The organism is Bacillus sp. FSL R9-9410, assembly GCF_038050385.1.
Classification (GTDB): domain Bacteria; phylum Bacillota; class Bacilli; order Bacillales; family Bacillaceae_G; genus Bacillus_A; species Bacillus_A cereus_U.
In genome coordinates, this window is sequence record NZ_JBBOTV010000001.1 from 1,654,559 (window position 1) to 1,670,817 (window position 16,259).

Genomic DNA, 16,259 nt, shown 5'->3' on the forward strand with positions numbered 1-16,259 from the left:
GTTGAAGAGGAATAATTAATACGGTGAGCCTACGGTAGAGACTGCATATCTCAATGACCGTAGAGAAGGTATAGTCCACTCTTTCAGGAAACTGGGAGGTAAGTACGATATTGGTTGTGGCATGGAAGTTGTTATGATTAATAAGAAAAAAAAAGAAATCAACTTCGATCACCTAGACGAAACAATTCGTCAATTTGTCCCAAGTGGTTTTCGTATTCGAGATAAGGAGCATCGATTTTCAAAAATGATTGATTTTGATAGTGTAAGAGCTCCATTTACATTACAACGTGCTCAAAAGAGTATTGGTACACTTGGGGGAGGAAATCATTTTGTCGAACTGAATGAGGACGATAAAGGAAATGTATACATTGTCATTCATAGTGGGTCTCGTAATTTAGGGAAACAAGTAGCAGAGTATTATCAAAATCTTGCTTATGAGCAACTTATCAACGTTAAATCTATGAAAGAGGAAATTATTGAACGTTTAACAAGAGAAGGTAGACAACAAGAAATACATGAAGCTTTACGTGAGATTAAGAAGCCGACGATTCGTAAAGAGTTAGCTTATTTAGAAGGTCAAGGATTTAAAGATTACATGAATGATATGAAAATTGCTCAAAAGTATGCGGAGTTAAATCGTAAAGCAATGATGGATGAAATTATTACTAGAATGGATTGGATAGTAAAAGATCAATTCACTACAATCCATAACTACATCGATATGGAAAATATGATTTTACGAAAAGGTGCTATTTCAGCTCAGAAAGATGAACGAGTAATCATTCCAATTAACATGAGAGACGGTTCAATTATTGCATTTGGTAAAGGAAATCCAGATTGGAACTTTTCTGGACCGCATGGAGCGGGGCGCATTATGAGTCGTAAGAAGGCTAAAGAAGTACTTAACTTAGAGGATTTTCAAAATACAATGACAGCAGTTTGGACTACATCTGTTGCAGAAAGTACTTTAGACGAAGCCCCAATGGTATATAAGCCGTTGGATGAAATTGTTGAGAATACAAAAGAAACAATTGATATTAAACATATTATTAAGCCGATTTATAATTTTAAGGCTAATTAAAAGATGAGTAACGTGTATTGTAATGAAATATAGTATTGGAAAGTGGTCAGTATATTACTATTGGGAGTAGAGTAGGAGGATTATGAAAAATAATGTAAATGTTTATATAGGGGTAGCAGCGCATGCCCATCAACTTAAGAATTTAGAATTCCCCCAAAAATTATGAGTTTTTTGTTGCAAGTTGTCACAAATTTTCGTTTTTATGGTAGTTTTATTTTCTTAGCTTGATTGCGATGAGCGGTACCCCATAAAGGCCCCTGATACATAATTGATCTTCTGCCATTTGTAGAAAACAATCCACTTATACCATTTTAACAAGAAGAAATATCTCGTCCATGTTGTAATATTGGCTTACGTTAAGCTTGTGAAAAAATCATATTCATGTATAATACAATTGATGTATGATACATTAGTTGTAGGAGGGTGACCTTTTTGAAAAGAGAAGATGCCTTAAAACTAAGAACAGATATTAAGAAAATGATTATAATAACTGGGGTTTTTGAATCTCAAAATTTGCCCAATGGACCATTTGAAAAACCTTTACCAACTTCTCAAATGATGGCGTTAGAGGAACTAGAGGTGGAAAAATTAACTGTTTGGCAACTATCCAATAAACTTAGATTAGAGACTTCAACTGTAAGTAGATTGGTAGATAAGTTAGTAAAAAAGGGGCTTGTTTATCGTGAAGTAAATGAAAAAAATAGAAGAGAACTTTTTCTGCACCTCACAGAAAAAGGTCACATAACTGTTAATTGCTTAAGAGAGCAATCCATTACATTTTATCAAAGTATTCTCAATAATTTATCAGAATCAGAACAAAAAATAGTTGTGGATGGTTTTGAATTATTTATTGATTCTATTTCTAAGCCTTTTGATTAGAGTGAGGTAAATCATAACATTTGGAGGATAAAATGAGTTTGGATTTCGAACGTCCTATTATTGAATTAAAAGAGAAATTTGATGAATTAAAGAAAATTATGAAAGAAAATAATGTAGATTTATCGTCAGAAATTCATGTATTAGAAAAACGTTTAAATAAAATGCAAGATAAAATTTATTCTAATATTACACCTTTTCAACGAGTTCAAATTGCAAGGCTACGTAACCGGCCCACGACATTGGACTATATACCTTTATTGTTTACAAACTTTCTCGAACTTCATGGTGATCGATTATATGGTGATGATAAAGCAATGATAGGTGGTATTGCAAAATTTAAAGGGATGCCCGTTACGGTTATTGGTCATCAAAGAGGTAGAAATACAAAGGAAAGTATAGAAAGAAATTTTGGAATGGCACATCCAGAAGGTTATAGAAAAGCGCTAAGACTTATGAAACAAGCTGATAAATTTAATCGCCCTATTATTACATTTATTGATACAATAGGCGCCTATCCAGGGAAAGGGTCTGAAGAACGTGGAATTTCTGAAGCGATAGCTCGAAATCTATTTGAAATGGCTACACTTAAAGTGCCAATTGTTTGTATTGTAATTGGAGAGGCATCAAGTGGTGGAGCTCTTGGCCTTAGTGTCGGTAACCATATCCATATGTTAGAGTATTCATGGTACTCGGTAATTTCGCCAGAAGGAGCAGCATCTATCCTATGGAAGGACGCTAAGTATGCTCCAGAAGCTGCTGAACATATGAAAATTTCAGCAAAAGATTTAAAACATTTAGGAATTATTGATGAAATCATTCCTGAAATTAAAGGTGGAGCACAAAATGATATAAAATCACAGGCAAAAATGATTGAATCTGTAATCGAATCATCTCTAAAAAAATTGATACTATTATCCTCGGAAGAGCTTATACAACAGCGATATGAAAAGTATAGACAAATAGAGAATTATAAATGAAAATATTTAAAGTCTGTATTATATTTCGGAGGATTCCCACGAAAAAATTCTAAATGTTTTGTAAGTAAACTCTTAAACTGGGATATGCTGATACTATTACTCTACAAAAGATGTGTGATCGGTATGGAAAAGGAAAATTTGTTCAAATGGAAGCATTATCAGCAAGATATTATTTTGTTAACTGTACGTTGGTACGGTACAACTTAATTTTTCGTAATTTAGTAGAAATGATGAGGAACCAGGATTATCCTACCATTATGCTAGAAATATATATGTTATATTTTCTTTTCCATTACCTTTGCACCAGAACCAAAAAATACGCTATTCTTTCTGTAGAATCATAGGAAAGGATGGCGTTTTTGTATGTATCTATCAATTTCTGACGAATTACAATTATTTGCTGAAGAATTATATGAACATCTTACCCCTTCATTTTTGGAAAATCTCGCTAGAGAGCTAGGTTTTGTAAAGCGAAAACGTAAATTTTCAGGGTATGATTTAGCTACTATATGTGTCTGGATTAGTCAACGAGTAGCGAGTGATTCATTAGTCCGATTGTGTAGTCAGCTACATGCATCAACAGGAACTCTTATGAGTCCTGAAGGACTAAATAAGCGCTTTAATAAAAAGGCAGTGTTCTTTTTGAAACATATTTTCTCCACATTATTAAAAAATAAAGTTTGTGGAAAGTCAGCAATTCCAAGTGCTTCACTTACCTATTTTCAGCGAATTCGTATTTTAGATGCAACCATTTTTCACGTACCAAAACACTTGGCCAATGTATATCCTGGATCAGGTGGTTGTGCACAAACAGCGGGTATAAAAATCCAGTTAGAATATGATTTACATAGTGGTCAGTTTTTAAATTTCCAAGTGGAACCAGGGGAAAATAATGATAAAACCTTTGGAACAGAGTGTTTATCAACATTACGCCCTGGTGACCTATGTATCCGGGATTTAGGCTATTATTCACTGGATGATTTAGATCAAATGGATCAACGTGGTGTGTACTATATATCGCGACTCAAATTAAACAATAGGGTATATGTCAAAAATGAATTTCCTGAATACTTTCGAAACGGAACAATAAAAAAACAATCTCAGTACATCAAAGTTGATTTAGAGCACATCATGGATACCTTAAAACCAGGACAGTCCTATGAAATAAAAGAAGCTTATATTGGAAAGGATAAAAAACTATTCACTCGGGTGATTATGTATCGATTAACAGAAAAACAACTTCGTAAGCGTATGAAAAAACAAGTGTACACAGAAAGTAAAAAAGGGATTACATATTCGGAAAAAAGCAAACGATTAGCTGGCATGAACCTATATGTTACCAATACACCTTGGGAGATTGCTCCGATGGAACAAATCCATAATTTTTACTCTCTCCGCTGGCAAATTGAAATCATTTTTAAAACTTGGAAATCCTTATTTCAAATTCATCATTGGCAACATATTAAACAAGAGCGATTAGAATGTCATGTTTATGGAAAACTCATTGCCATTTTTCTATGTTCTTCTACTATGTTTAAGATGCGACAATTAATTTTACAAAAGAAGAAACAAGAATTAAGTGAATATAAAGCAATTGGAATGATTCAAGATCACTTATCAAGTTTGTATCAAGCCATACAACAAAACATCCAAGAAATAACAAAGATCCTAATCAGCCTGTTCCACCTCCTACAGAAGAACGGGAGAAAATCTCATCGATATGAGAAGAAGACTGTTTTTGATATTATGGGTGTTGTTTATGAGTATAATGGGTTGAAAAAACAAAAGAAAGTTGCATAATTTAAAAAAGGAAACCCGTTAGGGTTTATTTGGTATGCATATTATTAAGAGTATGCTTCTATTTTAGGAATGCTTTACCTCCACAAAATGAAAGTACACTTTGTTTTCATTTTTAAGTTGATGGGCATGGGGTAGCAGCGGCTATAAGCATTTTTATTCTTTCTATAGTTTTCCTTTATTTTAATCCTTACAGTAATCAAATCACTGTGAATTTTCTGCGTGAAGTATAAAAAACAGCCATTCCTTAGTGAAACGGCTGTTTTCGTAATTCAATAAAAGCTCCCAGATTGCGGTAGATATTTTTAAATATTATTTTGTTTTTTTTGACTTGATTATAATAAAAGATGGACTTCGCGATTCGTTTATTAAATCTGGCATTTTCTCTATCCCTGCCAAAGTTGATTGTGGTTCGATTATTTTATCCAGCGAAAGCCCGTGTTCAATCAAAGTATTTATTAATGTGGCAACAGTTCTATGATAAATAACCACACTATCGTCAACAAACCAGTTGTGTACTCTGATTCCTTCTTCTTGATAATTATCTAATGCCCAGTGTGATTTATTACCATCCTCAGTTTTTATCCAATGGTTGCTTCCTTTGCGAGCTGTTGCTATTGGATGTTCGGTTGAAAAGATAAATTCACCACTGCTTTTTAATAGTTCATTAATCTTTTGAATCATTGCCGAGTAATCTTCAATGTAATGTATAGAGAGGGAACTTATAATCAGGTCGAACTTTTGATTGGTTAGTCCCATATCCTCCATAGGAAGACACATAAATTCTATGTTATCATCCTGATTTAACTTTTTAGCACGTTCAATCATATTTTTGGATATGTCTACACCTATTACGTTTTTTGCACCATTTTCTATACAATACTTTGAAAAATGACCATCACCGCAACCCAAGTCTAATACCGATTTTCCTTTCAAACACAGAATTAATGATTTGATTGCTGGCTGTTCTATGAAGTCATTAGCGTTTATTCCACTTTCACGCAATGCTGTGTAGTTTTTGAAGAAATTCGGATTATCGTAAATATTTTGTTTCACTTACATCACTCCTCTGATAAGGTTTTCATAGATTAAGCTGACTTCTGTTTCCAAATTATCATACTAACCATAAAAATTTTGTCATCCTTTTATTATAGTAATGGTTTTTAGGAAGATATCTCGAACTCAATATTTTCACAATCCTGCCCGTTTGCTGAATAATCTGCTGTAAATACTATACCGTATTAAGAAAATTAACCTTTATTTTAATTAAAAGCAACAATCTTTACGAAAAGAGCCTTTTATTTTTTATTAAGCTATTGAAACGGTAGTGAAGGGACGAGAACGTAATGAAGCGAGAACTATCGAAATTAGCGGATGTACTAGTCAATCATTCAACTAAAGTGCAACCTGGTGACCAAGTATTAATTCAAAGTGTTACTGAAATAGATCCTATAGTAGTTCGTGAAATTATTAAATCAGTGGAAAAAGCGGGGGGATATGCGCATGTATCAATGCGCGATGTTTCTGTTACGAGGCAATTGATTTTGTCAGGATCTGAAGAGCAATTTAAGTTATTTGCAGATTGGGAGTGTTATCGCTTAAGTAAGATGCAAGTATATATTAATCTCCGTAGTCCTAGAAATGCATATGAATTAGCAGATGTACCATCAGAAAAAATGAAATTATATCAAAAGATATTTGGAAAGGCTCATAGTGAATCAGTGTATAAAACGAGATGGGTGACAACTCGAATTCCGAATACAGCTTCTGCTCAAGAAGCGAATATGAGCACTGAGGCTTATGAAAAATTTTATTTTGATGTATGTACGCTAGATTATAATAAAATGTCCAAAGCTATGGAGCCGTTAAAAGAATTAATGGAAAAGACAAAACATGTAAAGATTATTGGGGAAGGTACAGATTTGAAATTTTTAATTGAAGGAATTGGCGTTTTAAAGGGGGATGGTACGGATAATATCCCTGATGGTGAAATATATACAGCACCAGTCAAAGATTCAGTAAATGGAGTAATAACATTTAACACGGTATCTGTTCAACAAGGTTATGCGTTTCAAAATATAAAGTTACATATTAAGCATGGAAAAATAATAGAGGTATATGCAAACGATACAGAGCGAATAAATCAAATTCTTGATACGGATGAGGGAGCAAGATATATTGGAGAATTTGCACTAGCTTTTAATCCTTATATATTACACCCGATGAATAATACGTTATTTGATGAAAAAATAAATGGTAGTTATCATCTAGCGATTGGAGATTCGTTACAAGGTGCAGACAACGGGAATAAATCAGCAATACATTGGGATTTAGTAAACATTCAAAGGCTAGAGTATGGCGGGGGTGAAATTTGGTTTGATGACGTACTAATTAGAAAAGATGGACGTTTTATTTTACCAGAGTTGTTGGGATTAAATGAAGAGAATTGGAAAAGGTAAAGTACTTTATTGAGATTGTGTAAAGGAGATTAAAACCCTAGGACAGGGATAATATGGGAGGAAGTTAAAATGGGAAAGAGTGAGATGTTTCAGGATTTTAATTTTAAATTAGTGGTAATTGAAGCTTTATTAGATAAAGAGCCACTATTTCTAAAAGAATTAAAAGACTTAATAGATAAGTATACGAATAATTTTGAATGGTATTCAGGAGCTGGACAAATTATTGAAATCAGAGGTTTTTTAGAAGAGTTACCTTTGGAAATAAGTGATTTGGAAAAGATTGAATCCCTTTGCTTTGATGGGGGGAATGAAATTTATCATATCTTAAAGCCAGATTGGGATGGCGAAGACAGTTTATTTGATGTAGTATCTGTTGAAGGATTTCAGAATCTGAAAAATTTAAAAACAGTGGAATATATTTCACTGTGTTATCCAAATGTATTAGAACCATTTAAGGAAGCTGGAATTGAAATTGAGGCTTAATGAGGGGGCAAGTTATGTACTAATGAAAGTGATTCTTCTTATGGAAGGGTCGCTTTTTCTTATGCAACTAACGGAGCAGAAGTTACGCATAACTGTTAATACAAAGATTACTGATAGGGATATCGCTATACATCCATCAACTTAAAAATATTAACTCCCCCAAGAGTAAAGAACGCTATTCTTACTAAAAGAATAGCGTTTTTTCATTATTTAAATATGATTTCATCTGAATGTATTGGAGATTTCTCCTGCAAAAGTATTAGAAATTTCATTTGAATTTACTACCTCAGTTGGATTTATCATATTTCAATTTCGATAGAATAGTAAATAAATATATCGGATATGGAGATACATTACAATGATTATACGCACTCCAGACTTAGAATTACAGTAACTACTTAACCCGTTGTTACCAATAAAGAAAGGAACAAGTAGAATGATACAGAACATATATGAAACGCATTTACACGTAAGGGATTTAGAAAAGGCGATAGATTTCTATCAAAATAAGTTAGGGTTAGCATTAGCAAGAAAACTATCCAAAAGAAAGGTGGCTTTCTTTTGGGTAGGAGAAAGTAAAAAGCAAATGCTTGGATTATGGGAAGTACATAATATTGAAGATTTTGAGATAAAACACTTTGCTTTTGGTGTAGATTTAGAATTTCTAAAGACTTCTAAATTGTGGTTAGAGAATCGTGGAATAGAAGTGATAGGAAGCCAAGGAAAAGGAAATCAAGAGCCAATTGTCCAAAGATGGATGCCAGCTGCAAGTGTATACTTTCTGGATTGTGATGGAAATAAATTAGAGTTTATTTCTATGTTACATGATGATCCAGATGAATTAGAATATGCATCCTATTTAAGTGAATGGGATGCGGAACACCAAGAAAAATAAATGAGATTGTATCTATAAAACGGAAAAAACGTAATTGTTTTTGTAAAAATATACAGAAAAGATGGGCGTTTTATTTTACAAGATTTGTTCGGATTAAATGAAGAAAATTTGAAAAGGTAAATTATTTTATTGAGAGTGTGTAAAGTAGATTAAAACACAACGTATCAAACTAAGCGATGTATCGTGTGATTTTACACTCATTTAATATTAATAGATAAATAGAACAATTGACGCGACTTGTTAAATGGATAGTGTAAAAAAGACAAAATCTCTTAAAAAATACTTAAATTTTTACTCCATCTATCTTTACAATTCCTCCTTATAATGTGAATTGGGCAAGCATCTAAGCGAAAGCAGAACATGTCAGTTTATACATTCTATTATTAGGGGGAGAAGTTATATGAAGAAGGTAGTTGCTTCATTAGCCGTTATGGCAGTGTTATTACCAGCGCTTTCCATGAATGCTGAGGGGAAAGAACAAGCACAAGCACGAAAAACAGCGACGATGTTTAATGTAATTAGTGACATTCAAGGGGATTTAGGGGATTTTGATCACGTATTAAAAGATATGAATAAAGTGACGCCGCTATCTAGAGCGCTTATTATGAATGGGGATATAACGCCAGAAGGACAGCAGTCACAATATGACGATGTGAAGCGTGTGTTAAACAAAAATAAGCATCCGGAAAATGTATGGTCGGCTATTGGGAATCATGAGTTTTACGCCGGAAAATGGACAGCTGATGGAAAGTTATCTCAAAGTACTTGGCCAAACGGTGTAGCAGAAGAAACACTATTTAATCGATATTTGAAATTTAGCGGACAAGAAAAGGTGTACCATAAAAAAGAATTAGATGGTTATCCGCTTTTATTTTTAGGGACAGAAAAATATATGAGATACCATGATTCAAAAATGTCAGATCAAGTGTACTTAAGTGAAGAACAATTAGGTTGGCTGAAACAAAATTTAGAAGAGTACAGTCAAAAAAATAAAAATAAGCCGATTTTTATTTTCTCTCATCACGTTTTACCTGATTCTGTATCTGGATCAAGACAATCACCGTACTTAAAAGACTATTTAAACGTGGATCAATTGTACGATATATTAAAAGATTACCCGCAAGTTGTCTTTTTCACGAGCCATACGCATTGGGATTTAAATTTACCAGACTGGGCTGGTAAAAAGAAAATTGCAGGTGGAGATGAAAAAGGATTTACAGTTGTAAATACGGGTGGTATTGAAACAGGCTGGAGGTCAGCTGGTCCAAATGGCGGCGAGATACATGCTCCGGATGGTTCTTCTTTCAAACAAGGATTACAAGTGAAAGCGTACGGTAACGATGTAGTTGTGACAGCTTATGATTATAAACGTGATAAGGGTATAAAGAACTTATTAATTAGTGATGCGAAAATTGCACAAATGGCACCAGATGTAACGGCTGATGATAGTAAAAACGTAATCGTTGGTGCAACAGAATATATGGAGTACTCTGTAGAAGGAACGAACGAGTGGCATACGTATAATTCATCAAAACCCCAAAAGTTTGATGGCGACAAAATCGTATACGTACGTCACAAAGGAGAAATGAATTTAGAGCCAGGGTTAACACAGCTTCTTCGTTTTTCGGCAAATAAGTGATTGGAGAGAGCCCGCATTTAAATGTGTGGGCTCTTTTTTTGATTGATGAAAAATGGGGTTTTTATGTCTTTTTTGTCGATAAGTCGATATTTCATGTCGAATCGCTGATAAAAATTAAGAATCGGTCGATAAATTTGAATTATCGCCGATATAAATTTCATTTACCGAATTTCAATACATTTTTAATTCAGAAAGGTGACTTCATCATTTTTCCATGTAATAATAGTATGGTTACATTTACAGTGAAAGAGTATAAAAGGAGCGTTATTGATGAATTTAGCTAAATTCCCGAGAAAAAAATATACAGAATCATATACACCCATTGAAAAATTAAACAATTTTTCTGAAGCACTTGGTGGGCCGACTATTTATTTTAAACGAGATGATTTACTTGGTTTAACAGCTGGCGGTAATAAGACGAGAAAGTTAGAGTTTCTAGTTGCGGATGCACAGGCAAAAGGTGCAGATACGTTAATTACAGCTGGTGGTATTCAGTCAAACCATTGCCGTCTAACACTTGCAGCTGCGGTAAAAGAAAAAATGAAATGTATTCTTGTGTTAGAAGAAGGGCTTGAGCCAGAAGAAAAGCCAGACTTTAACGGAAACTATTTCTTATATCATTTATTAGGTGCTGAAAACGTAATTGTTGTGCCAAACGGAACAGACCTTATGGAAGAAATGCATAAAGTAGCGAAAGAAGTAAGTGAAAAAGGAAATACACCATATGTCATTCCAGTTGGTGGATCGAACCCTACTGGCGCAATGGGATATATTGCTTGTGCGCAAGAAATTATGGCTCAGTCATTTGAGCAAGGAATTGATTTCAGTTCAGTTGTTTGCGTAAGTGGTAGCGCTGGTATGCATGCTGGTTTAATTACTGGTTTTTCCGGAACACAAAGCAACATTCCGGTAATCGGAATAAATGTAAGTAGAGGAAAAGCGGAGCAAGAAGAGAAAGTAGCAAAACTTGTAGATGAAACTTCAGCTCACGTTGGTATCCCAAACTCTATTTCACGCGAAGCAGTTACATGCTTTGATGAATATGTAGGACCAGGATACGCTTTACCAACACCAGAAATGGTTGAAGCAGTACAGTTACTTGCAAAAACTGAAGGTATTTTACTTGATCCAGTTTATACAGGTAAAGCAGTAGCGGGACTAATCGATTTAATTAGAAAAGGTAAATTTAATAAAGAAGACAACATTTTATTCGTACATTCAGGTGGCTCGCCAGCTTTATATGCGAATACATCTCTGTTTGCGTAAGTGTGAAAAAGCATTGGATATCCAATGCTTTTTGTTTTGAATTAATGTTGAAATTTGATACAATTTCGTGAATATGCGATGATTTTTCAACATTCAACGGTAAACAACGATATATATATAAAGGAGATTGATGTATGACAGAATTTTGGGAAGCAAGTTTTATAGAAAATCAAATGATGTGGGGATTTGAACCTTCAGACTCCGCAATTTTAGCGAAGGACTTTTTCCTTGAAAAGAAAGTGAAGGATATATTGATTCCTGGTATTGGATATGGTAGAAATGCAAAGGTTTTTATTGATAACGGAATACATGTAACAGGTATTGAAATTTCAAAAACAGCGATTGAATTGGCGAGGACAAATGAACTCAATGCTGATTTCTTCCATGGTTCAGTAACTGATATGCCTTTTGATAACAAACTGTATGATGGTATATTTTGTTATGCACTTATTCATTTATTGAATAAGGATGAGAGAGAGAAGTTTATTAAAGATTGTTATAGTCAGCTAAAACCAAACGGGTATATGATTTTTACTACTATTTCTAAAGATGCCCCAATGTTTGGGAAGGGTAAACAACTGGGGAAAGACTACTTCGAGATAATGGAAGGGGTAAAAATGTATTTCTATGATATTGACTCGGTAAAACAAGACTTTGGAAAATATGGACTGATAGAAACTACGGAAATTTTGGAGCCGCATAAAAATATGGAAAGTAAACCTCCATTTAAATTTATAATGATCAAATGTCAAAAAACACTATAATTACAATTGTGTAAAAAATAGTGAAAGATTACTTAATAAGCCGGATGAGTAAGCTATTCACGCTTACTCATTATTCTTTAAAGGCGAAGTAAGGGAAGCTAAATGGCTTCCCTTACTTCGCTTAATTTAGGTTTAAAACATGTTCTAAACTTTCAATGAATCATTTGTTATATAATGGAATTATCGAAACGTGAGAGGGGTGATTATATGAGTACAACATTAAGATGGGTCATATACACGATACTCAGCATTTCTATAATACTAATAATTATTTTTGGTTATGGATTATATTTGTATTTTAAGTGAAATGATAACCGAACCAAAGGGAAAATAAAATAATTGCTGTATTAAATAATGTAAAGGTTAAACCGATAATAGATAAAATTTTCTTTTCAGTACGACTACAAAAAGAGATAATTGCTATAACAGCGGAAGCTAATATGAAGTATGCGAAAGGAACCACATATTCTACTCCAACTCTGTCTAAAATAGGTGAGAAGAGAAATAGATTAATAGTAACGAATATACTTACAATAAGAAACGTATAACTTTTCCAAGTGTATGTTTTTAGTTGCATCGAAGGGCACTCCTTCCTTATTAGTGTTTATATGTCTAATCGCAAGGCATTTACTTTTATTTTACAATTGGAGATGCTTTTTATTAAAAAGAGGGGGACTAATATGCGAATCAGAAATTTGACTGTAGTTTTTATTGCCATATGCATATTCATAGTAACCGGCTGTTCAAATATACTAGGAAATGAAGATCAAAGAATCGAAGTGCAAAAACGTGTTGGTGATGATTATGAGGATTTGAATGTAGTGACAGACAATAATCAGGTGTTGCAAGTAAAGAAAATATTAAATGCTATTCATTTTGAAAATCAAAAAGCGGAAATGTCTCGTTCGGCTGATTATCACTTTGTTTTTCAATTTAAAGATCCGAAAATAGAGGCGAAAGCTGTGTTGTATCAGATTTGGATAAGTCCTAATAAGGATAAAATAGAAATAATGTCGGGGGATAATCGGTATGCTCAATTAGAAGGGAAAAATGCAGCCACTTTGTTTGAGATTGTTACGGGAGAAAAGTTAGTTGAATAAAAGTATATGGTACTTAACTTTTTCGGATTTATTGTAATGATTCACTACTTGTAAGGGATTATTCAATGTGTCTTTCTATTAAAAAGTCTAAATTTAATCAATTAAATGCGATAAAGTCTGGTCAAAAATAATGAAATTTCAGGAAAAATAAGGTACACTAGTCAATGGTTTTAGTTTAAAATCGATTGACGTTAATGTATATGGGGGAAAGATTGATGAACAACAATACAGTAAATGAATCAGTTGAAGAAGTTGATAGAAAACGAGTAAGATCAAGTAAACGTTTTACAAATTGGAAGTTTATCGCAGCGGGTATTGGTATAATTGCACTTCTCATTGGGGGAATGAGTTATTATCAGGCAACTCACTTCAATTCGAATGTTACGATTAACGACACAAAAGTCGGTGGTTTGAGTGCTGATCAGGCAATACAGAAATTAAAAACATCTGGACTAGAAAACAAAGTCTATGTCGATCAACAACAAATTTTAGATGAAAAAGATACAAAAACGGAACTTACGGAAAAAGATTTGCCTCAAGTTAAGAAACTATTAAAAAGCCAGTGGACATTTTTCCCTTCCTCAAAGGAAAAAAATTATTCATTGCTACCGGAAAAGGCAGATCAATATCGTAGCGAAACGATGAAAAAACTTGTAGAAGAAAAGCTCATCTCTATGAATGAAAAATTAAAAGCGCCTCAAGATGCTATGGCGAAGCTCGAACAAGGAAAAGTTGTTATTTCGAAAAGCGTTGAAGGAAAACAGTATGACATTACGAGTCTACTGAAAGATTACGATAAGCAGAAGTATAAAAGCGAAATTCATCTGAAGTCTACATACATACAGCCTATTAAAGAGGACGATCCGATTGTCAAAAAAGAGGAGAAAGCACTACAGAATCTGCTTCAACAGTCCGTTGAGTATAAAGTGCAGAATGAAGTGTATCCTTTAAAAGCGAAAGATTTAATTCAAAATGCCTCTATGTCAAAGGATATGAAAGTTACAATCGATGCGAGCGACATTAAGAATAAGCTTGCTGAAATTAATAATGCTAAATCAACATTAAATAAAGATTTCACATTTAAAACTCATTCCGGTTCGGTTATACAAGTAAAAGGACAAGGTTATGGCTGGGCACTAGATGTTGAAAAAGAAACAAAACAAGTTCAACAAGCCTTTGAGAAAGGCGAAAAATCGCTTTCTGCTTCTAATATTCACGGAAATGGTTGGGAGAAGGAAGGTATCGGTTATGAAACAACATCGAATAATGGTATCGGAGACACGTATGCGGAAATTTCAATTGCAGAGCAACAAATTTGGATTTACAAAGATGGAAAATTAGTAGTTACAACAAATGTAGTAACTGGTAAACATAGCACGAGTGAAGATACATCACCAGGTGTGTGGTACGTCCTATATAAACGAACACCATACACGCTGAAAGGTAGCGCAGTAGGTAAAGCTGATTATGCAGTTAAAGTAGATTACTGGGTTCCATTCACAAATAGCGGTCAAGGGTTCCATGATGCCGGCTGGCGAACAAACTGGGCAAATAATGCCTATTTAACAGGGGGATCAGGCGGTTGTGTTAACCTTCTTCCTAATGTTGCAAAAACTGTGTATGATAGTTTGAACACTTATGATCCAGTTATCGTGTACTAGAAAATAGCAATGTATTAAGAATTTAAACGAATAAACAAAGCAGGAAATCTTACCTGATGGTACATGGAAAAACACCTCTTGAATTCGCATACGAAGTGTGCAAATTTAATGGAGGTGTTTTTTGTTTGAAGACATGAGTTCATTGCCTATAAGAAACAAAGTGGAAAGAGATTGAGATGAAAAAATGGATAATCAAATTGTTCCATTATGGAGAAGATCAAAATTAAAACAGTCAATAAAATTGACAATGAATATCATTTTCACTTATTATGGAATCGTCGCATGTAATTGGACATGATTTTTGTGAAAAAGTCTATTTTTTTATTAATATAATAGATTTCTATTAAGCTGTTACATTTAAGAACTATCACTAAATTTTTCAAGAATTTAAACGTAGGAAAGGGTAAAATGAAAATGAACTGGAAAAAAGGCGGATTATGGATTGTTATTTTTTTCATTGTAAAAGGTACGATTTCTACACTTTTAATTGTTACAGGTGCTAAATATTTTGATTTATCATTTATGCAACTTTTCGTACTAATACTAATTTTATTACTGATTTCTCTAATAAGTCGAAAATTGCTGTATAGACATAAACAAAACAAAAAGCAAAAAGAGCTAAATATATAATGAAGCCCCAGAGACCTTTGGATTTCTGGGGTTTTACTATATATTTAGCCTCTTACTATTTGTGGAAAGTAAAACTCCCACCTCAAAATTTAGTTGGGAGCAGATTAAAGTTTCACTTTATTTCATAGTGCATGATCTATTTTGATTAATTGTCAGGTTTTTATGTATCCTCTAATGACAAGGTTGAATCCTTTCAAATCGGTCAATCGCCGTTTTTTTGAATTCACTAAAAGTTGCTGAACCCAAGCCAAATAACGATACCATCTCTAGCAAAATAATTAACCATCCTATGCAAGAAAGTTTAGATAGCTAAAAGCATATGTTTTATTGAAAGGATGTGATTGAATTATGGAACGATCGAATTGGGGAATTGGAGGATTAGTATTCGTTGGATGCATGTTTCTTGGCGGAGGAGTGGGATCTATATTAGGTGATACTCATGCTGGATGGCTAATAGGGATGGGTGCTGGATTTATTGGGATGGCTTTAACGAGACTGATCAGAAAGTAATATAACGGGATTCTTCTTCGGGTAAATAAGGAAATATGTATGTAAGTCATTCATGGCATAAGAGCTCTATAAATTATAGTTAGAAGCTTCTCTTTTGTATTTGTCTTGTCTAAAATTT

The 16,259-nt window shown here is 33.6% G+C and carries 16 protein-coding genes and 1 pseudogene; 15 read left to right on the top strand and 2 right to left on the bottom strand.

The window, feature by feature from the left end:
• The first annotated feature begins 121 nt into the window (after positions 1 to 121).
• From MKX77_RS08715 to MKX77_RS08735, 5 genes and pseudogenes are all read left to right on the top strand, one after another.
• Positions 122 to 1,081 (top strand): RtcB family protein, encoded by a 960-nt coding sequence (locus MKX77_RS08715; RefSeq protein ID WP_341306330.1) that lies wholly within the window; start codon positions 122 to 124, stop codon positions 1,079 to 1,081.
• A gap of 432 nt (positions 1,082 to 1,513) precedes the next feature.
• Positions 1,514 to 1,960, top strand: a complete 447-nt coding sequence (locus tag MKX77_RS08720) for a MarR family winged helix-turn-helix transcriptional regulator (protein ID WP_002095873.1) — start codon at positions 1,514 to 1,516, stop codon at positions 1,958 to 1,960.
• Between the two features lie 32 nt (positions 1,961 to 1,992).
• Positions 1,993 to 2,937 (top strand): acetyl-CoA carboxylase carboxyltransferase subunit alpha, encoded by a 945-nt coding sequence (locus MKX77_RS08725; RefSeq protein WP_002162311.1) that lies wholly within the window; start codon positions 1,993 to 1,995, stop codon positions 2,935 to 2,937.
• Positions 2,938 to 3,060: 123 nt separating this feature from the next.
• Positions 3,061 to 3,179, top strand: a pseudogene (locus tag MKX77_RS08730) (IS6 family transposase); the annotation flags it as partial.
• Positions 3,180 to 3,300: 121 nt separating this feature from the next.
• Positions 3,301 to 4,737 (top strand): IS4 family transposase, encoded by a 1,437-nt coding sequence (locus MKX77_RS08735; RefSeq protein ID WP_341306331.1) that lies wholly within the window; start codon positions 3,301 to 3,303, stop codon positions 4,735 to 4,737.
• Positions 4,738 to 5,046: 309 nt separating this feature from the next.
• On the opposite strand, the gene MKX77_RS08740 is transcribed toward MKX77_RS08735, so the two are convergent.
• Positions 5,047 to 5,790, bottom strand: coding sequence for a class I SAM-dependent methyltransferase (locus MKX77_RS08740; protein ID WP_341306332.1), 744 nt, complete (start codon positions 5,788 to 5,790; stop codon positions 5,047 to 5,049).
• Positions 5,791 to 6,080: 290 nt separating this feature from the next.
• Between MKX77_RS08740 and MKX77_RS08745 the strand changes: the two genes are divergently transcribed.
• The 6 genes from MKX77_RS08745 to MKX77_RS08770 all read left to right on the top strand — a co-directional run bounded on the left by MKX77_RS08745 (position 6,081) and on the right by MKX77_RS08770 (position 12,240).
• Positions 6,081 to 7,193 carry an aminopeptidase gene (locus tag MKX77_RS08745; RefSeq protein WP_341306333.1) on the top strand — a complete coding sequence of 371 codons (1,113 nt, stop codon included), beginning with the start codon at positions 6,081 to 6,083 and terminating at the stop codon, positions 7,191 to 7,193.
• A gap of 69 nt (positions 7,194 to 7,262) precedes the next feature.
• Positions 7,263 to 7,676, top strand: coding sequence for a DUF6892 domain-containing protein (locus MKX77_RS08750; RefSeq protein WP_113769961.1), 414 nt, complete (start codon positions 7,263 to 7,265; stop codon positions 7,674 to 7,676).
• Positions 7,677 to 8,112: 436 nt separating this feature from the next.
• Positions 8,113 to 8,571 (top strand): VOC family protein, encoded by a 459-nt coding sequence (locus MKX77_RS08755; protein ID WP_113769962.1) that lies wholly within the window; start codon positions 8,113 to 8,115, stop codon positions 8,569 to 8,571.
• A 400-nt stretch (positions 8,572 to 8,971) separates the two neighbouring features.
• Positions 8,972 to 10,210, top strand: a complete 1,239-nt coding sequence (locus tag MKX77_RS08760) for a DUF4073 domain-containing protein (protein ID WP_341306334.1) — start codon at positions 8,972 to 8,974, stop codon at positions 10,208 to 10,210.
• A 270-nt stretch (positions 10,211 to 10,480) separates the two neighbouring features.
• Positions 10,481 to 11,476, top strand: coding sequence for a D-cysteine desulfhydrase (locus MKX77_RS08765; protein ID WP_341306335.1), 996 nt, complete (start codon positions 10,481 to 10,483; stop codon positions 11,474 to 11,476).
• 134 nt (positions 11,477 to 11,610) lie between these two features.
• A complete protein-coding gene (locus MKX77_RS08770; protein WP_341306336.1) occupies positions 11,611 to 12,240 on the top strand; it encodes a class I SAM-dependent methyltransferase in 630 nt (209 codons plus the stop codon).
• A gap of 298 nt (positions 12,241 to 12,538) precedes the next feature.
• On the opposite strand, the gene MKX77_RS08775 is transcribed toward MKX77_RS08770, so the two are convergent.
• Complete coding sequence (locus MKX77_RS08775) at positions 12,539 to 12,817, bottom strand: hypothetical protein (RefSeq protein ID WP_341306337.1); 279 nt, start codon at positions 12,815 to 12,817, stop codon at positions 12,539 to 12,541.
• A 103-nt stretch (positions 12,818 to 12,920) separates the two neighbouring features.
• Here MKX77_RS08775 and MKX77_RS08780 point away from each other — a divergent pair, with 103 nt between their 5' ends.
• The 4 genes from MKX77_RS08780 to MKX77_RS08795 all read left to right on the top strand — a co-directional run bounded on the left by MKX77_RS08780 (position 12,921) and on the right by MKX77_RS08795 (position 16,141).
• Complete coding sequence (locus tag MKX77_RS08780; protein ID WP_341306338.1) at positions 12,921 to 13,340, top strand: hypothetical protein; 420 nt, start codon at positions 12,921 to 12,923, stop codon at positions 13,338 to 13,340.
• A 215-nt stretch (positions 13,341 to 13,555) separates the two neighbouring features.
• Positions 13,556 to 15,001, top strand: a complete 1,446-nt coding sequence (locus tag MKX77_RS08785) for a L,D-transpeptidase family protein (protein WP_341306339.1) — start codon at positions 13,556 to 13,558, stop codon at positions 14,999 to 15,001.
• 414 nt (positions 15,002 to 15,415) lie between these two features.
• Positions 15,416 to 15,631, top strand: coding sequence for a hypothetical protein (locus MKX77_RS08790; RefSeq protein ID WP_215553565.1), 216 nt, complete (start codon positions 15,416 to 15,418; stop codon positions 15,629 to 15,631).
• Between the two features lie 348 nt (positions 15,632 to 15,979).
• The gene (locus MKX77_RS08795) at positions 15,980 to 16,141 is read left to right on the top strand and encodes a hypothetical protein (RefSeq protein WP_000442360.1); all 162 of its coding nucleotides are present in this window, start codon (positions 15,980 to 15,982) and stop codon (positions 16,139 to 16,141) included.
• Positions 16,142 to 16,259: the final 118 nt, after the last annotated feature.